Genomic DNA, 18,539 nt, shown 5'->3' with positions numbered 1-18,539 from the left:
GGTGGGTTTCCTGATGTCTGAAACAGCACCGTCAGCCTGAGCTGACGGTGTGCACTTAAGCGGTTAAGCGGCTGGCGTCCTGCGCAATCACCAGCTCTTCGTTAGTCGGGATGACAATAGCAGGTCGGGTGCCTTCTTTATTGATAAAACCCGCTTTGCCGAAGCGAGCGGCCAGATTACGCTCATGATCGGGTTCAAAACCGAGCAGCGCCAGTTTTTTCAGCGTCAGCTCGCGCACCATTGCGGCGTTTTCGCCAATGCCGCCAGTAAAGATAACCGCGTCCAGCCGGCCTTCCATCAGCGCCGTATAGGAACCGATGTATTTGGCAAGGCGATGGCAATAAACGTCCATCGCGCGCTTAGCATCTTCTTTGGTGGTGTAGTTCTCTTCCACGTAGCGGCAGTCGCTGGTCACGCCGGTCAGGCCAAGCAGCCCGGACTCTTTGGTCAGCATTTTGTTGATGGCGTCAACGCTCATCCCCAGCGTGTCGTGCAGGAAAAACACAATCGCCGGATCGATATCGCCGGAGCGGGTGCCCATGACCAGGCCTTCCAGCGGCGTCAGGCCCATAGAGGTGTCCACGCACTCGCCGTTACGAATTGCGCTGACGGAACCGCCGTTGCCCAGATGACAGGTAATGATGTTCAGTTCATGCAGCGGCTTGTTAAGCGCTTTGGCCGCTTCGTGCGTGACGTAGTAGTGGCTGGTACCGTGAGCGCCGTAGCGGCGCACGCCGTGTTCCTTATATAAATGATAAGGCAGGGCATACAGGTAAGACTCTTCCGGCATGCTCTGATGAAACGCGGTATCGAACACCGCCACGTTTTTATCGGAAAGATGCGGAAAGTTTTTCATCGCTTCATCGATACCGATCAGGTGCGCCGGATTATGCAACGGCGCAAAAGAAGAGGCGTCTTTAATACCCTGAACAACGTCCTGGTCAATCACCACGGACTGGGTCAGCTTTTCGCCGCCGTGCACGATACGGTGACCTATTGCAGTAATTTGTGCAGACAGCGCTGGTTTTTGTGCCAGAATAGTTTTAACGATAAAGTTAAGAGCTTCACTGTGAGCTGCGCCAGCGCCCAGGGCCGCTTCCTGTTTTTCGCCTTCCAGTTTCCACTTGATGCGCGCTTCGGGCAGGTGGAAACATTCGGCTAAACCGGAAAGATATTCGTCGCCGTTTGCGGGATCAAGAATGGCGAATTTTAACGAAGAGCTACCGCAGTTCAAAACCAGAACTAACTTACTCGACATGGTAGGTCCTATTGGTTGAGGGTGGCGAAAAAAAACTCAATCAGACTATCAGCGTAGCGCATGAAAGCTGGTACATTATGATGAACATCATGCTGTCGGCATAATTTGTCCGAAAGCAAAAAAATTTCATAAAAACCCAAAGATTTTTTGAATTTGTGCGGGCCGGTCCGTGTGAGCTCAGCAGAATCGCAGCAAGCATGTAACAGCCATTCAACAATCGCGCACAGGATAACCAGAGTGCCTTGTAAAGACAAAATTTTTTGAAGGCTGTAAGGTAAAGTTGTTACGTGGTATTTTTTGTTTAATTTTTATCCGTGAAGTTGAGGTCAACCATGGCAAATGAATCCGGCACTGTCGGTTGGGTCAAGCTGTTTCAGAACGGGCAGCATTATATGAAGACGTGGCCAGCCGACAAGCGTCTTGCGCCTCTGTTTCCGGAAAACAGAGTTACCACGGCGACGCGATTCGGCATCCGTTTTATGCCGCCGCTGGCCGTCTTCGCCATGACCTGGCAGATCGCGTTGGGGGGCCAGCTTGGGCCTGCCGTCGCCACCGCGCTGTTCGCCTGTAGCCTGCCGATGCAGGGCCTGTGGTGGCTGGGCAAACGTTCCGCCACGCCGCTGCCGCCCACGCTGCTTAGCTGGTTTCACGAAGTGCGCGAAAAACTTCAGGCCGCTGGCCAGGCGCTGGCGCCTGTTGAAGGCAAACCTACTTACCAGGCTCTCGCCGACGTGCTGAAGCGCGCTTTCGGTCAGCTGGACAAAACTTTCCTCGACGATCTCTGAGTTCTACGGTTTTCGCCGCTGCGGCGGCGAAAAACTGCCCTGCATCAAAGAAGTAGCGGTTTGCTGTGCCTCGCCACAGCGCGTTATGCGATCCTTGCGCCATCCTTTCATTTTGTCCACCGTGACACCAGGAGTTGATGATGGAAATGAGCCATGCGCAGCGTTTAATCCTTTCTAACCAGTACAAGCTGATGAGCCTGTTGGATCCCGATAATCTTGAGCGCTATCGTCGTCTGCAAACGATCGTCGAACGCGGCTATGGCCTGCAAATGCGCGAGCTGGATCGCGAATTCGGCGAGCTGCCGGAATCCGTCTGCCGTACGCTGATTGATATTATGGAGATGCACCACGCGCTGCATGTGTCCTGGACAAATCTGAAAGATCCCGGCGAAATCGAAGCGCGTCGCCTGCAGTTTTTAGGCTTCGACGCCGCTACCGAGGCGCGATTCCTTGGCTACGTGCGGTTTATGGTACAGATTGAAGGCCGCTATACTCAGTTTGATGCGGGCAGCCACGGCTTTAACGCCCAGACGCCGATGTGGGAAAAGTATCAACGGATGCTGGCCGTATGGCACACTTGCCCAAGGCAGTATCATCTGAGCGCGAACGAGATCGCGCAAATCATCAACGCCTGAGAAGGAACATGTAGTGAAGTGTAAAGGTTTTCTGTTTGATTTGGACGGCACGCTGGTGGACTCTCTCCCGGTAGTCGAACGCGCCTGGGTAAACTGGGCCTCGCGGCACAACATCGCAGCGGATGAGGTGCTGAATTTTATCCACGGCAAGCAGGCTATCACCTCACTGCGTCATTTTATGGCCGGCGCGTCTGAAGAGGCCATCCAGCAGGAGTTTCTGGCGCTGGAAAAAATCGAAGCGGAAGATACCGACGGCATCGTAGCTTTACCGGGCGCGCAGGAACTGCTCGCCACGCTTAACGAGCTGCATATTCCGTGGGCTATCGTTACGTCCGGCTCTGTTCCCGTTGCTTCTGCCCGGCGTAAGGCGGCTGGCCTGCCGGAACCGGAGGTATTCGTCACCGCTGAACGCGTGCAAAACGGTAAGCCGGCACCGGATGCCTATTTACTGGGCGCCCAGCTGCTGGAGCTGGAGCCAGAAGAGTGCGTGGTAGTGGAAGACGCCGCTGCGGGTATCCTTTCCGGCCTCGCGGCGGGCAGCCATGTGATTGCCGTCAACGCCCCTGCCGGTTCACCTCGTCTGGAAGAGGTCGCCATGCAGCTCAGCTCGCTGGAGGAGCTGATCATCAATAAAAACGGTGACGGCACCATCGACGTGCATCGAAAGCACTAACTTATGATTTAGCCCCGCATCCGCGGGGCTTTTTTATGGCATCCTCCCGACAGTTTTGCTCATAAGCGGGAAGCGGATGTGAATAACGAGCTTATCTGGGTGCTGAGCCTGCTGGCAATGGCGATCGCGCTGTTTGTCAGCGGCAAGGTGCGTATGGATGTTGTGGCGCTGCTGGTGATTATCGCCTTTGTGCTTAGCGGCACGCTGACCTTGCAGGAAGCCACGATGGGCTTTAGCGACGCTAACGTGCTGCTGATCGCGGCGCTGTTTGTGATCGGTGAAGGGCTGGTTCGTACCGGCGTGGCGCTGAGAATGGGCGACTGGCTGATGAAAATGGCGGGCAGCAGCGAAGCGAAAATGCTGGCTTTGCTGATGCTGACCGTAGCCGGTCTGGGCGCGTTTATGAGCTCTACCGGCGTGGTGGCGATTTTTATCCCGGTGGTGATGAGCGTCTCGGCGAAGATGAACCGTTCGCCGGGCAGGCTGATGATGCCACTGAGCTTCGCGGGGCTGATCAGCGGCATGCTGACGCTGGTCGCGACGGCGCCCAATCTGGTGATCAACAGCGAGCTGGTGCGGGAAGGGCTGGCGGGTTTCGGCTTCTTCGACGTCACGCCGATCGGGCTGGTCGCGCTGCTGCTGGGCATCGGCTATATGCTTGTCGCGCGTTTCTGGCTGGGCGCGGCGGAAAACAAACAGGCCAGAAAAGGACAGGAACGTACTTTCCGCGATCTGATCAGGGATTACAGGCTGAGCGGCAGAGCGCGCCGCCTGGCCGTGCACCCCGGTTCGCCGCTGATTGGCGAGCCGCTGGACGATTTACGGTTGCGCGAGCGCTACGGCATTAACGTGGTTGGGCTGGAGCGCTGGCGCAAATTCCGGCGGGTGATGGTGCCGGTGACCGGCATGACGCAGTTTCGCGCCCGCGACGTGCTGCTGATCGATATGTCCGCCGCCGATATCGATATCCGCGAATTTTGCAGCGAATACCGGCTGGAACCGATGATCCTGCGCGGCGAATACTTTTCCGATCGGGCGCAGGATGTCGGCATGGCGGAAGTGCTGATTTTTCCCGATTCCGAACTCCAGGGCAAAACGCTGCGGGAAAGCTCGTTCCGTACGCGTTACGGCGTGAGCGTGATCGGCATCCGCCGTCGCGGCGAGGTACTGGAAGGCTTACTGAGCGATCTGCCGCTGGAGCTGGGGGACTGTTTGCTGGTGATCGGCGACTGGAAAAAAATCACTCAGCTGCAGCTACAAAAGCGGGACGTGCTGCTGCTCAGCCTGCCTGCTGAGGTTAAAGACGTCGCGCCCGCCAGCAGCCAGGCGCCGCACGCCATTTTTTGCCTGGCGCTGATGGTTGCCATGATGCTCACCAATGAAATCCCCAATCCCATAGCGGCGCTCATTGCCTGTTTGCTGATGGGTAAATTTCGCTGCATCGATATGGAAAGCGCCTACCGGGCGATCCACTGGCCGAGCATTATTTTAATTGTGGGCATGATGCCGTTTGCGCTGGCGCTGCAAAAAACCGGGGGAATAACGCTGATTGTCGACGGATTGATGGATCTGGCCGGCGGCTATACGCCGCACGTCATGCTGACCTGCCTGTTCGTTCTGTGCGCGACTATCGGTCTGTTTATCTCTAATACCGCCACGGCGGTGCTGATGGCGCCGGTTGGCGTCGCCGCAGCGCATCAAATGGGCGTTTCGCCTTATCCTTTCGCCATGATTGTCGCGGTAGCGGCTTCCAGCGCCTTTATGACGCCGGTTTCCAGTCCGGTCAACACGCTGGTGCTGGGGCCGGGCGGCTATCGCTTCAGCGATTTTGTCAAAACGGGCGTGCCTTTTACGCTGCTGATTATGGTGGTCAGCGTGCTGCTGGTGCCGCTGCTCTTCCCGTTTTAATCGCGGCTACAGCGATTGCTGGCTGATTTCATCCAGCGACAGGCTGAAGCTCGGCACGAAGACCTCTACAAAATAGTCCATTTCCGGGCTGCGCCGTTGAGTCAGGGTCTTTTCCAGCCGGGCTTTCGCCAGCTGAAACTCATGGTTACCGGCGGCCAGCTCTTCCAGACATTTCAGGTAGGCGCAGAGCGCATCAGCCTGCTTGACGATAGCCGTCTCGTCTTCGCTGCGCTGCTGCTCGTCCAGCAGCGGTCGCCAGGCATCCTGCAGCTCGTCGGGCAGCATCTCGACCAGCTTCTGCTGCGCTATCTTTTCAATCTTCTTATATTCGTTGGCGATCTGCGCGTTGTAATACTTTACCGGCGTTGGCAAATCGCCCGTCAGGACTTCGCTGGCGTCGTGGTACATCGCCATCAGCGCGATCCGTTCCGCGTTAAGGTTGCCGTTGAATTTTTTATTTTTAATCACTGCCAGTGCATGGGCCACCATCGCCACCTGCAGGCTGTGTTCGGAAACGTTTTCCGTGCGCACGTTGCGCATTAGCGGCCAGCGGTTGATGAGTTTAAGACGGGAGAGATGGGCGAAAAAATGACTTTGATTCATCGGACGGTTTCCTGTGCCTGAAGACCAGAGCGGTAAGTATTCCGCTCTGGCATCACGGTAGTTTACAGAATGCAGCGATATTGGCCGATCCGGTTCGGTATCAGACTACTGGCGATAGCCTTCCAGGAAACGGCCGAACTTGCTGATAGCCATTTCAAGATCGTTTACGTGGGGAAGGGTAACGATGCGCACATGATCCGGCCATGGCCAGTTAAAGGCGCTGCCCTGCACCAGCAGCACTTTTTCCTGCAGCAGGAAATCCAGCACCATTTTCTGATCGTCATGGAGATTGAATTTTTTGGCATCGATTTTCGGGAACATATAAAGCGCGCCGTCCGGCTTGACGCAGCTGACGCCCGGAATATCGTTGATCAGTCCCCAGGCGCGCTGGCGCTGTTCATACAGCCTGCCGCCCGGCACGATAAACTCGCTGATGCTCTGGTAGCCGCCCAGCGCGGTCTGAATGGCGTGCTGCGCAGGCACGTTAGCGCACAGGCGCATTGAGGCCAGCATTTCCAGCCCTTCAATGTAGCCTTTGGCATGTTTTTTCGGCCCGTTCAGCACCATCCAGCCCTGGCGGAACCCCGCCACGCGGTAGGTTTTTGACAGACCGTTAAAGGTAATGGTTAACAGATCCGGCGCCAGCGCGGCGATAGAGTGGTGCTGAGCGGCGTCATAAAGGATTTTGTCGTAGATTTCATCGGCGAAAATGATCAAATTATGCTGTCTGGCCAGCTCCACGACTTCCAGCAGCAGCTCCTTGCTGTAAACTGCGCCGGTTGGGTTATTTGGGTTAATAATCACGATACCGCGCGTGCGCGGAGTGATTTTACTGCGAATGTCGTCCAGGTCCGGGAACCAGCCAGCCGACTCGTCACAAAGGTAGTGCACCGCTTTACCGCTGGAAAGCGAAACGGCGGCCGTCCATAGCGGATAATCGGGCGCCGGCACCAGCATCTCATCGCCGCTGTTCAGCAATGCCTGCATCGATTGCACGATCAGTTCGGAAACGCCGTTGCCGATATAAACGTCCTCGACGGTGATTTCGCGCAGGCCGCGAGCCTGATAGTGCTGCACGATAGCTTTACGCGCCGAATAGAGACCTTTAGAGTCGCAGTAACCCTGCGCGCTCGGCAGGTTGCGAATAACATCGACCAGGATTTCGTCAGGGGCTTCAAAACCAAAAGGCGCAGGATTGCCAATATTGAGCTTGAGGACTTTATTGCCTTCTTCTTCAAGGCGTCTGGCTTCTTTTAATACCGGGCCTCGGATGTCATAACAAACGTTATCGAGCTTGCTGGATTTATCAATTGGGGTCATTTCATTCGCCTTTGGCTGAGCCGCATTCCTGCCGTGGAAAAGTAAACCCGCACAATGTACTCCTCTCGCCAGCGCTTTTGAAGCCCGATAGCGGGTTTGCCCGGCGCGCCTGCGCGTTGTCTGAACGGCACAGCAGCAAAGCCCGTTCAGGTTCGACGCTTTTTCCTGGAGAAGGTTTAATAAAACTTACGCCTGCATTGGGTGCAGGCGCGTGTAAAAAAGCCCGTTTTTTTGCAAGCAAGAAGGCCATTTTTGTAACGATTAGGTAAAATAAGATGCATTGACACCGCATGAAACTATTCAGCTTTGCTTAACTGGCTGGTCAGTGGTTGCCCATCACCGCAGCAACAGGCGACGGTGACAAAAAGCGACAGAACCTTAACGGGAGAGCAGTCGTTGCTGATATATTGTTACTAATTGATAAATTTTTATGGTGCAAAGCGAGCAGAAGGTGCGATCCACAATAAAAAATTATTTTACTGATAAGAATAATCGGATTTGGGCTTAAAAAGTAATCGACAGTATGTCAGGATATCCTTCAGGAAAAAGGACGTATGACGAGCCTGTTTCCGGAACAATATTTAGCGCGTTTTATCGCCAATAATGTTAAGCTTTGTTTATTATTATTCCACTGTGACTACAGTGTTCTGGCTGTTTGATTTTTTATGGTTGTCTTACACTAACAGCGCCGGGCTAATCCAGCGGGCGGCTGGACGGTAACAGGGTGTGGCGGCAGGTAACCTGACGCACGCTGAAGTACCAAACGTATAAATCTGTCAGCGGCCTTGCAACGGCATCAGTCGGGCATATTGGGCCGCTGGGATAACGCGTTTGTGATTAAGGCAATGACGAGCCAACGGGTCGCATTGCCTACGGTTGTCTCTCTATCTTATTGATAAAGCAGATAATAACACCAGGATAGTAGTATCTTAAAAATCTTATAAAAGTGAAGAAAACATGACCAGTGCAAATCGTCCAATTCTTAATCTCGATCTCGATCTGCTCAGAACGTTTGTGGCCGTCGCCGATCTGAATACTTTTGCCGCTGCCGCGGCGGCAGTATGCCGTACGCAGTCTGCTGTCAGCCAGCAGATGCAGCGTCTGGAGCAGCTGGTAGGGAAAGAGCTGTTCGCCCGGCATGGCCGTAATAAGCTGCTGACCGAGCACGGTATTCAGCTGCTGGGCTACGCCAGAAAAATCCTGCGCTTTAACGATGAAGCCTGCACCTCGCTGATGTACAGCAATATCCAGGGCGTGCTGACTATCGGCGCTTCTGACGATACGTCAGACACCATTCTGCCTTTCCTGCTCAACCGCGTGACCTCGGTTTATCCGAAGCTGGCTATCGATGTTCGCGTCAAGCGTAATCCATTTATGATGGAAATGCTGAACCAGGGAGAAGTAGACCTGGTGGTAACCACTTCCAGCCCGATGAACTTTACCTGGCAGGTCCTGCGTACTTCGCCCACGCTCTGGTACTGTGCGGCCGATTACGTGTTCCAGCGCGGAGAAGCAATTCCTCTGGTGTTGCTGGACGAGCCAAGCCCTTATCGTGATATGGCTATCGATCACCTTAACGAAGCGGGTATCCCGTGGCGTATCTCTTATGTGGCCTCTACGCTGGCTGCCGTCCGCGCCGCCGTTAAAGCGGGTCTGGGCGTGACCGCTCGTCCGGTAGAGATGATGAGCCCGGAACTCCGCGTGATGGGTGCAGCCGAAGGGTTGCCGATGCTGCCGGATACGGAATACCTGCTGTGCCGCAATCCGGAAAGCGATAACGAACTGGCGCTGGCTATTTTCAACGCCATGGAGTCGAGCAACGATCCCTACAATCTGACCGCTACGGGTCAGGATCGCTCCGCTTTTGCAGATGAAGACGAGTGATAATTCGGTTTCTCTAACATGCTGATTAATATTCACAAAAGTTAGCAGAGCTGTCTAAAAAAGCCTTTCGAAACGGTTAGTTTTTCGGAGGGCTTTTTTTATGCCTTAATTTCCTTTCTCCCGCGTTTTTCTCCTGGTCTTTTTTATGCTGGTGTTTTAAAAAGCGCCAACGCCGTTTGTTGACCTTATCTGGCATCGTGAAAAAATTAAAAATCAAATTGAATTGATTTTGCTCACTTCTGCCTGGCTATTTTTTTCTCATAAAGACTAAAACCGTGTGCTGGATCAAAAAAATAACCCTTGTAAGGGGAAGGAAATGCAGGCAATTCCTGCCAGAATAGCCTGTGTTAAAACCGCGATCCGTGCAGGGAAATACCCGCTACACTTTAGTGCAGGGTCGGTCACTGACACGATTTAGCGCAATCTTTGCGCATCAAATGTTAAATAAATGCTACTTGTGTAAAATAACCTACGGATACTTTTATGAAAGTTGACAGAAGGTTATATAAAGGAGTAAAAAACCCCATAAAATTGCTGCTTAATCAACAAAGACAGCATAGTTTATCTGGTTTTTTATTTTTTCCCGTGAATCGAGGCTTCAGCCAACTGCCGTGCATGAGAGCAGCCCCCTGACGCCCTTTATTGAGTTAAGCAGAGTGTATGTCAACAACCACTGAAGTCGTCGCTCATCATTGGGCGTTTGCCGTATTTCTGATCGTCTCCATCGGTCTGTGCTGTGCAATGTTAGCCGGAGCGTGGTTTCTGGGCGGAAAAGCACGCGGAAGATACACAAATACCCCTTTTGAGTCCGGCGCCGCGCCGGTCGGCACCGCCAAGATGCGCATGTCCGCCAAGTTCTACCTGGTCGCCATGTTCTTCGTCATTTTCGACGTGGAAGCGCTCTATCTGTATGCATGGTCGACCGCCATCCGCGAAAGCGGCTGGATCGGCTTTATCGAAGCCACCATCTTTATTTTGGTACTGCTTGCCGGACTGGTTTATCTGGTGCGGATCCGCGCGCTGGACTGGGCACCCCCACCTCGCCGTGTGGTAGCCAAAACCACTACCGTTTCGCATTCCCATCGTCACACGCAGTAAAAGCGAGGCATAACAATGGATTATACGCTAACCCGCGCAGACCCGAACGGCGATAACGATCGCTACCCGCTGCAGAAGCAGGAGATCGTCACCGACCCGCTGGAAAAGCACGTTCATCAAAGCGTTTATATGGGCAAGCTCGAACATGCTCTGCACGATATGGTGAACTGGGGACGTAAAAACTCTCTGTGGCCGTTTAACTTCGGCCTTTCCTGTTGTTACGTAGAGATGACAACTTCCTTTACCTCCGTGCACGACGTGGCGCGATTTGGTTCCGAAGTTATCCGCGCCTCGCCTCGTCAGGCCGACTTCATGGTAGTAGCCGGTACGCCTTTCACCAAAATGGCACCGGTTATTCAGCGTCTTTACGACCAGATGCTGGAGCCCAAGTGGGTGATTTCGATGGGTGCCTGCGCTAACTCGGGCGGCATGTACGATATCTATTCCGTGGTGCAGGGCGTGGATAAATTCCTGCCGGTTGACGTTTATATTCCCGGCTGTCCGCCGCGCCCCGAAGCCTATATGCAGGCTCTGCTGCTGCTCCAGGAATCGATCGGCAAAGAGCGTCGTCCGCTTTCCTGGGTGGTCGGCGATCAGGGCGTTTATCGAGCCAACATGCAGTCCGAACGTGAAAGGAAGCAGGGCGAACGCATTGCGGTCACCAACTTGCGCACCCCGGACGAAATTTAAGAGTTAATGAACAAGGCCCAAACAGCACGCAGAAAAAAATAATACGCGGGCGGCCTGTTCTGACGCCAATACTGAGTGCCTGTCGACAGGCCCACATGGTGAACGACCTATGACAGATTTAACCACGCAAGATCTCGCTCAGCCAGAATGGCAAACCCGGGATCACCTGGATGATCCGGTGATCGGCGAATTGCGTAACCGTTTTGGGCCAGATGCCTTTACCGTTCAGCCAACCCGCACCGGCATTCCGGTGGTCTGGGTAAGACGCGAACAATTATTGGAAATTGTAGAGTTTCTGCGCAAGCTGCCGAAGCCTTATGTCATGCTGTACGATCTGCACGGTATGGACGAACGCCTGCGCACGCATCGCGACGGACTGCCAGCGGCGGATTTTTCCGTTTTCTATCACCTGCTGTCCATTGAGCGCAATCGCGACATTATGCTCAAGGTGGCGCTGTCCGAAAACGATTTGCATGTACCTACCATCACCAAAATTTTCGCCAACGCCAACTGGTACGAGCGCGAAACCTGGGAGATGTTCGGCATTACGTTTGACGGCCATCCGCACCTGACGCGCATCATGATGCCGCAAACCTGGGAAGGCCATCCGCTGCGTAAAGATTACCCGGCGCGCGCCACCGAATTCGATCCCTTCGAGCTGACCAAGCAGAAAGAAGATCTGGAAATGGAGGCGATGACCTTCAAACCGGAAGAGTGGGGCATGAAGCGCGGCACCGCCAACGAGGACTTTATGTTCCTCAACCTGGGCCCTAACCATCCTTCGGCGCACGGTGCTTTCCGCATTATTTTGCAGCTGGACGGCGAAGAGATTGTCGACTGCGTGCCGGATATCGGCTACCACCATCGTGGCGCGGAGAAGATGGGCGAGCGCCAGTCCTGGCACAGCTATATCCCCTATACCGACCGCATTGAATATCTTGGCGGCTGCGTAAACGAGATGCCTTACGTGCTGGCGGTAGAAAAGCTGGCGGGCATTAAAGTGCCTGAGCGCGTTGACGTGATCCGCGTGATGCTTTCCGAACTGTTCCGTATCAACAGCCACCTTCTCTATATTTCTACTTTTATTCAGGACGTCGGGGCGATGTCACCGGTGTTCTTTGCCTTTACCGACCGCCAGAAAATTTATGACGTGGTGGAAGCTATTACCGGCTTCCGTATGCATCCGGCGTGGTTCCGCATCGGCGGCGTGGCGCACGATCTGCCGAAGGGCTGGGATCGTCTGCTGCGCGAATTCCTTGACTGGATGCCGAAGCGCCTGAAGGCCTACGAACAGACGGCGCTGAAAAACTCCGTGCTGATTGGCCGCGCCAAAGGCGTATCCGCCTACAACATGGAAGAGGCGCTGGCATGGGGCACCACGGGCGCGGGCCTGCGCGCAACCGGTCTGGACTTCGACGTGCGCAAATGGCGTCCTTACTCCGGCTACGAAAACTTTGATTTTGAAGTGCCGATTGGTGACGGCATCAGCTGCGCCTACACCCGCGTTATGCTGAAAATGGAAGAGATGCGGCAGAGTATGCGCATCCTGGAACAGTGCCTGAAAAACATGCCGGAAGGGCCGTTTAAAGCCGATCATCCGTTGACCACGCCGCCGCCGAAAGAGCGCACGCTGCAGCATATTGAAACGCTGATCACCCACTTCCTGCAGGTTTCGTGGGGTCCGGTGATGCCGGCCAACGAGTCTTTCCAGATGATTGAAGCTACCAAAGGGATCAACAGCTACTATCTGACCAGCGACGGCAGCACCATGAGCTACCGCACCCGCGTGCGCACGCCTAGCTTCCCGCATCTGCAGCAGATCCCTTCCGTCATCAACGGCAGCCTGGTATCCGATCTGATCGTTTACCTCGGCAGTATTGATTTTGTTATGTCAGACGTGGACCGCTAATTATGCACGATCAAAGAATTGCGATCGAAACGATCGAGCCTTCAGATGCTTTCGTCCTGAGTGCGACAGAGCATGATGCGATAGAACAGGAAAAGCACCATTACGAAGATGCGCGGGCGGCGTCGATTGAAGCGCTGAAAATCGTGCAGAAACAGCGTGGCTGGGTGCCGGATGGCGCTATCAAAGCCATTGCCGACGTGCTGGGCATTCCGGCCAGCGACGTAGAGGGCGTAGCCACGTTTTACAGCCAGATCTTCCGCCAGCCGGTTGGCCGCCATGTGATCCGCTACTGCGACAGCGTGGTGTGCCATATCACCGGCTATCAGGGTATTCAGGCAGCGCTGGAAGCCAGCCTGAACATCAAGCCGGGCCAGACCACGCCGGACGGCCGCTTTACGCTGCTGCCGACCTGCTGCCTGGGCAACTGCGACAAAGGCCCGACGATGATGGTGGATGAGGACACGCATGTGCATCTCACGCCGGAAAACGTCGTCACGTTACTGGAGCAGTATCAATGACCATTAAAGAGATTGTTCGTACTGCAGAGACGCACCCGCTGACCTGGCGTATGCGCGAAGACAAGCAGGCGGTGTTCCTCGATGAATATCGCAGCAAAAACGGCTATGCCGGAGCGGAAAAGGCGCTGAAGGGCATGGCGCCTGACGAAATCGTGGCGCTGGTAAAAGATTCCGGCCTGAAAGGGCGCGGCGGCGCAGGTTTCTCCACGGGACTGAAGTGGAGCCTGATGCCGAAAGACGAATCCATGAACATTCGTTACCTGCTGTGTAACGCCGATGAGATGGAGCCGGGCACCTATAAAGACCGTCTTCTGATGGAGCAAATGCCGCACCAGCTGGTGGAAGGGATGCTGATTAGCGCCTTCGCGCTGAAAGCGTATCGCGGCTATATCTTCCTGCGCGGCGAATATATTGAAGCGGCCGTCAACCTGCGTCGCGCCATCGCGGAAGCGACCGAAGCGGGCTATCTCGGCAAAAACATTCTGGGCACCGGCTTTGATTTCGAGCTGATCGTGCATACCGGCGCGGGCCGCTATATCTGCGGTGAAGAAACCGCGCTGATTAACTCGCTGGAAGGCCGCCGCGCTAACCCGCGCTCCAAGCCGCCTTTCCCTGCTTCGGCAGGCGTCTGGGGCAAGCCGACCTGCGTCAATAACGTGGAAACGCTGTCCAATGTGCCGGCAATCCTCGCCAACGGCGTCGACTGGTACAAGAACATCTCTAAGAGCGACGATACCGGCACCAAGATGATGGGCTTTTCCGGCCGGGTGAAAAACCCTGGCGTCTGGGAGCTGCCTTTCGGCACCACGGCGCGCGAAATTCTGGAAGAGTACGCGGGCGGCATGCGCGATGGCCTGAAGTTTAAAGCCTGGCAGCCGGGCGGCGCGGGCACCGACTTCCTGACCGAATCGCATCTGGATCTGCCGATGGAGTTCGCCAGCATTGGCAAAGCGGGCAGCCGTCTGGGCACCGCGCTGGCGATGGCGGTCGACCACGAAATCAATATGGTATCGCTGGTGCGCAACCTGGAAGAGTTTTTTGCTCGCGAGTCGTGCGGCTGGTGTACGCCGTGCCGCGACGGCCTGCCGTGGAGCGTAAAAATCCTGCGCGCGCTGGAGCGGAAAGAAGGGCAGCCGGGCGATATCGAAACCCTGCTGCAGCTTTGCCGCCAGCTTGGGCCGGGCAAAACTTTCTGTGCGCACGCGCCGGGCGCGGTAGAGCCGCTGCAGAGCGCCATCAAGTATTTCCGTGAAGAATTTGAAGCCGGCATGGCGCCGCAGGTTTACAGCAACGCGCACACGATCGCCGGTATCCAGGCGAACCTGTTGAAGGCGCGCTGGTAAAAATACCGTGCAAACAAAGAAATGCGCGAAATAACCAAATTAATTGGCGTTGTAGCCAGGCAGCAAGAGAACGCATCCCCGGCAGCTTACTTCAGTAAGTGACCGGGGTAAGAGAACGCCGCTAACACCGCTACAACGTCAGGTAAGACGGTTATTTAAAGAATTGTGTTTAACGCTCGGTTTCGAGCCTTACTTGAGCAATTTCACTATGGCTACAATTCATGTAGACGGTAAAGAATACGACGTCGACGGCGCGGACAACCTGCTACAGGCTTGCCTCTCGCTCGGCCTTGATATTCCTTATTTTTGCTGGCATCCGGCGCTCGGTAGCGTCGGTGCCTGCCGCCAGTGCGCGGTAAAGCAATTCCAGAATGCCGAAGATACCCGTGGTCGCCTGGTGATGTCCTGTATGACGCCAGCCTCCGACGGCACCTTTATTTCTATTGATGACGGCGAAGCGAAAGAGTTTCGGGAAAGCGTGGTGGAGTGGCTGATGACCAACCACCCGCACGACTGTCCGGTCTGTGAAGAGGGCGGTAACTGCCATCTCCAGGATATGACGGTGATGACCGGCCACAGCTTCCGCCGCTACCGCTTTACCAAACGCACCCACCGCAATCAGGATCTCGGCCCGTTCATCTCGCACGAAATGAACCGTTGTATCGCCTGCTATCGCTGCGTGCGCTACTACAAAGATTACGCGGACGGCAAAGACCTGGGCGTGTATGGCGCGCATGACAACGTCTACTTCGGTCGCCCGGAAGACGGTGTGCTGGAGAGCGAGTTCTCCGGCAACCTGGTGGAAATCTGCCCTACCGGCGTATTTACCGATAAAACGCACTCCGAGCGTTATAACCGTAAATGGGATATGCAGTACGCGCCAAGCATCTGCCAGCAGTGCAGCGTCGGCTGCAACACCAGCCCCGGCGAGCGTTACGGCGAACTGCGTCGTATTGAGAACCGCTATAACGGCACCGTAAACCAGTACTTCCTGTGCGACCGTGGCCGCTTCGGCTATGGCTACGTCAACCTGAAGGATCGTCCGCGCCAGCCGATGCAGCGTCGCGGCGACGACTGGATCGCGCTCAACGCCGAGCAGGCGATGCAGGGCGCGGCGGACGTGCTGCGCCAGGCGAAAAAAGTGATTGGTATCGGTTCGCCACGCGCCAGCGTTGAAAGCAACTTCGCGCTGCGTGAGCTGGTCGGTGCCGAGAACTTCTCCACCGGTATTCCGGCTGGCGAGCAAGCGCGTCTGGAACTGATGCTGAAAGTACTGCGCGAAGGCGGTATCCATACGCCAGCGCTGCGCGAAATCGAAAGCTACGATGCCGTGCTGGTGCTGGGCGAAGATCTGACCCAGGTCGGCGCACGCATCGCGCTCTCCGTGCGCCAGGCCGTTAAGGGCAAAGCGCGCGAAATGGCGGCGGCGCAGAAAGTGGCCGACTGGCAGATTGCGGCGATTATGAACATCGGCCAACACGCCAAACATCCGCTGTTTGTCACCAACGTAGACGAAACCCGTCTGGACGACATCGCCGCCTGGAGCTATCGCGCACCGGTGGAAGATCAGGCGCGTCTGGGCTTCGCTATTGCTAACGCGCTGGATGAAACGGCGCCGGCGGTAGACGGTCTCGATCGTGAACTGAGCGGTAAGATCGACGTAGTGGTACAGGCGCTGGCCGGCGCGAAGAAACCGCTGATTATTTCCGGCGTGCACGCGGGCAGCGAGGCGATGATCCAGGCGGCGGCTAACGTTGCCAGAGCGCTGAAAGGACGCGGCGCGGACGTGGGTATCACTTTGCTATCCGGCGCAGCCAATAGCGTGGGCCTGGGCATGATCGGCGGCAAGCCGCTGGATGCAGCGCTCGACGAGCTTTCAAGTGGTTCTGCCGATGCCGTTATCATTATGGAAAACGATCTCTATCGCCATGCGCCAAAAGCCCGTGTCGATGCGGCGTTGACCAACACGCCGAACGTGATCGTTATCGATCATCAACGCACGGCGACCACCGAGAAAGCGGGTCTGATCCTTTCCACCGCCAGCTTTGCAGAAAGCGACGGCACCGTGGTCAATCAGGAAGGCCGCGCGCAGCGCTTCTTCCAGGTTTACGATCCGTCCTACTACGATGACAAAATCCAGATGCTGGAAAGCTGGCGCTGGCTGCACTCGCTGGCCAGCACCATCAGCAGCCGCGAAGTGGACTGGACGCAGCTCGATCACGTGATCGATGCCTGCGTGGCGGCACTGCCGCAGCTGGCCGGGATCAAGGCCGCCGCGCCGGACGCCAGCTTCCGTATTCGCGGTCAGAAACTGGCCCGCTCGCCGATCCGCGCCAGCGGCCGTACCGCGGCTCGCGCCAATATCAGCGTGCACGAACCGCGTCAGCCGCAGGATAAAGACACCATTTTCGCCTTCTCTATGGAAGGGAACAACCAGCCGAATGCGCCTCGTTCGCAGATCCCGTTTGCCTGGGCGCCAGGCTGGAACTCTCCGCAGGCGTGGAATAAGTTCCAGGACGAAGTGGGCGGCAAACTGCGCTTTGGCGATCCGGGCGTGCGCCTGTTCGAAGCGGGCGAAGGCCAGCTGGAATGGTTCACCGCCGTGCCGGAAGCCTTCGCGGGCAAAGAGAACGGCTGGCGCGTCGCGCCTTACTTCCATCTGTTCGGCAGCGAAGAGATGACCCAGCGTTCACCGGTATTCCAGCAGCGTATGCCGCTGCCTTACGTGATGGTTAACCCGCAAGACGCGGCGAAACTGGGCGTCAACGCAGGCGCTACGGTCGCCTTCCGCTGCGCGGGCGAAACGCTGCGTCTGCCGGTTCGCTTCTCGACCGCCTTGCAGGCAGGGCAGGTGGGTTTACCGTTGGGCTTGCCGGGCGTACCGCCGTTCTTGCTGGGGGCAAGTATTGAGGATCTGCAGGAGGCAACACAATGAGCTGGCTGACACCGGAAGTTACAGATGTACTGATTGCCGTCGGCAAAGCGCTGGTGATCCTGTTTGTGGTGGTAGGCTGCGGCGCCTTTATGAGCTTTGGCGAACGTCGCCTGCTGGGCCTGTTCCAGAACCGCTACGGGCCAAACCGCGTCGGCTGGGGCGGTTCGCTCCAGCTGGTGGCGGATATGATCAAAATGTTCTTTAAAGAGGACTGGACGCCGCCGTTTACCGACCGCGTGATTTTTACGCTGGCGCCGATGATCGCGTTCACCTCGCTGCTGCTGGCAATGGCCATTGTGCCGGTCACCTCGACCTGGATGGGCGCGGATCTGAATATCGGTCTGCTGTTTTTCCTGATGATGGCCGGTCTGGCCGTGTACGCGGTGCTGTTTGCGGGCTGGTCGAGTAATAACAAATACTCGCTGCTGGGCGCGATGCGCGCCTCGGCGCAGACGCTGAGCTACGAAGTGTTCCTCGGCCTGTCGCTGATGGGCGTGGTGGCGCAGGCCGGTTCCTTCAATATGGTGGATATCGTCAACAGCCAGCAGCACCTGTGGAACATCATTCCGCAGTTCTTTGGCTTCCTGACCTTTGCCATTGCGGGCGTCGCGGTCTGTCACCGTCATCCTTTTGACCAGCCGGAAGCAGAGCAGGAGCTGGCCGACGGTTACCACATCGAATACGCCGGTATGAAGTTCGGCCTGTTCTTTGTCGGTGAATACGTCGGTATCGTAACCGTCTCTTCCCTGATTGTGACGCTGTTCTTCGGCGGCTGGAACGGTCCGTGGCTGCCGCCCGTTTTCTGGTTCGCGATTAAAACAGCTTTCTTCATGATGATGTTTATTCTGATCCGTGCTGCGCTGCCGCGTCCGCGCTACGACCAGGTGATGTCGTTCGGCTGGAAAGTATGTCTGCCGTTGACGCTGTTGAACCTGCTGGCGACTGCCGCAGTGATTCTGTACAACGCGCAGTAAGAGGTT

15 protein-coding genes are annotated in these 18,539 nt (G+C 56.0%); 12 read left to right on the top strand and 3 right to left on the bottom strand.

Annotated elements, in window-relative coordinates; all coding sequences use genetic code 11:
- Positions 1-55 precede the first annotated feature (55 nt).
- On the bottom strand, positions 56-1,258 hold the full coding sequence (gene ackA, locus QCD69_RS10350) for an acetate kinase (protein WP_253459762.1): 1,203 nt from the start codon (positions 1,256-1,258) through the stop codon (positions 56-58).
- Between the two features lie 332 nt (positions 1,259-1,590).
- On the opposite strand from ackA, the gene yfbV reads away from it, so the two are divergent.
- The 4 genes from yfbV to QCD69_RS10330 all read left to right on the top strand — a co-directional run bounded on the left by yfbV (position 1,591) and on the right by QCD69_RS10330 (position 5,259).
- On the top strand, positions 1,591-2,043 hold the full coding sequence (gene yfbV, locus QCD69_RS10345; protein WP_253459766.1) for a terminus macrodomain insulation protein YfbV: 453 nt from the start codon (positions 1,591-1,593) through the stop codon (positions 2,041-2,043).
- 140 nt (positions 2,044-2,183) lie between these two features.
- Positions 2,184-2,678 carry a YfbU family protein gene (locus QCD69_RS10340; protein ID WP_301251980.1) on the top strand — a complete coding sequence of 165 codons (495 nt, stop codon included), beginning with the start codon at positions 2,184-2,186 and terminating at the stop codon, positions 2,676-2,678.
- A 13-nt stretch (positions 2,679-2,691) separates the two neighbouring features.
- On the top strand, positions 2,692-3,351 hold the full coding sequence (locus QCD69_RS10335) for a sugar phosphatase (protein ID WP_301251932.1): 660 nt from the start codon (positions 2,692-2,694) through the stop codon (positions 3,349-3,351).
- Positions 3,352-3,429: 78 nt separating this feature from the next.
- Positions 3,430-5,259, top strand: a complete 1,830-nt coding sequence (locus QCD69_RS10330; protein WP_253459772.1) for an SLC13 family permease — start codon at positions 3,430-3,432, stop codon at positions 5,257-5,259.
- 6 nt (positions 5,260-5,265) lie between these two features.
- On the opposite strand, the gene yfbR is transcribed toward QCD69_RS10330, so the two are convergent.
- Positions 5,266-5,862: a 5'-deoxynucleotidase gene (gene yfbR, locus QCD69_RS10325; protein WP_253459774.1), complete on the bottom strand. Its 597-nt coding sequence runs from the start codon at positions 5,860-5,862 to the stop codon at positions 5,266-5,268.
- 105 nt (positions 5,863-5,967) lie between these two features.
- Positions 5,968-7,182 carry a pyridoxal phosphate-dependent aminotransferase gene (locus tag QCD69_RS10320; RefSeq protein WP_301251930.1) on the bottom strand — a complete coding sequence of 405 codons (1,215 nt, stop codon included), beginning with the start codon at positions 7,180-7,182 and terminating at the stop codon, positions 5,968-5,970.
- A gap of 957 nt (positions 7,183-8,139) precedes the next feature.
- Between QCD69_RS10320 and lrhA the strand changes: the two genes are divergently transcribed.
- The 8 genes from lrhA to nuoH all read left to right on the top strand — a co-directional run bounded on the left by lrhA (position 8,140) and on the right by nuoH (position 18,533).
- A complete protein-coding gene (gene lrhA / locus QCD69_RS10315) occupies positions 8,140-9,066 on the top strand; it encodes a transcriptional regulator LrhA (protein WP_125288256.1) in 927 nt (308 codons plus the stop codon).
- A gap of 660 nt (positions 9,067-9,726) precedes the next feature.
- The gene (locus tag QCD69_RS10310) at positions 9,727-10,164 is read left to right on the top strand and encodes an NADH-quinone oxidoreductase subunit A (protein WP_253459778.1); all 438 of its coding nucleotides are present in this window, start codon (positions 9,727-9,729) and stop codon (positions 10,162-10,164) included.
- A 15-nt stretch (positions 10,165-10,179) separates the two neighbouring features.
- Entirely contained in the window at positions 10,180-10,854 is a 675-nt protein-coding gene (locus QCD69_RS10305; protein ID WP_125288254.1) for a NuoB/complex I 20 kDa subunit family protein, read from the top strand.
- A gap of 109 nt (positions 10,855-10,963) precedes the next feature.
- A complete protein-coding gene (gene nuoC, locus QCD69_RS10300) occupies positions 10,964-12,763 on the top strand; it encodes an NADH-quinone oxidoreductase subunit C/D (protein ID WP_253459780.1) in 1,800 nt (599 codons plus the stop codon).
- A gap of 2 nt (positions 12,764-12,765) precedes the next feature.
- On the top strand, positions 12,766-13,281 hold the full coding sequence (gene nuoE / locus QCD69_RS10295) for an NADH-quinone oxidoreductase subunit NuoE (RefSeq protein WP_253459782.1): 516 nt from the start codon (positions 12,766-12,768) through the stop codon (positions 13,279-13,281).
- 2 nt (positions 13,282-13,283) lie between these two features.
- On the top strand, positions 13,284-14,624 hold the full coding sequence (gene nuoF, locus QCD69_RS10290) for an NADH-quinone oxidoreductase subunit NuoF (RefSeq protein ID WP_301251979.1): 1,341 nt from the start codon (positions 13,284-13,286) through the stop codon (positions 14,622-14,624).
- A gap of 208 nt (positions 14,625-14,832) precedes the next feature.
- On the top strand, positions 14,833-17,559 hold the full coding sequence (gene nuoG / locus QCD69_RS10285; RefSeq protein ID WP_301251928.1) for an NADH-quinone oxidoreductase subunit NuoG: 2,727 nt from the start codon (positions 14,833-14,835) through the stop codon (positions 17,557-17,559).
- Positions 17,556-18,533 (top strand): NADH-quinone oxidoreductase subunit NuoH, encoded by a 978-nt coding sequence (gene nuoH, locus QCD69_RS10280; RefSeq protein ID WP_253459787.1) that lies wholly within the window; start codon positions 17,556-17,558, stop codon positions 18,531-18,533. Before nuoG ends, nuoH begins: the two co-directional genes overlap by 4 nt.
- Positions 18,534-18,539 lie beyond the last annotated feature (6 nt).

Origin of the sequence: Erwinia sp. PsM31 (assembly GCF_030433775.1) — a bacterium.
Lineage (GTDB): Bacteria > Pseudomonadota > Gammaproteobacteria > Enterobacterales > Enterobacteriaceae > Erwinia > Erwinia aeris.
This window is presented reverse-complemented; position numbering and strand designations above follow the sequence as displayed.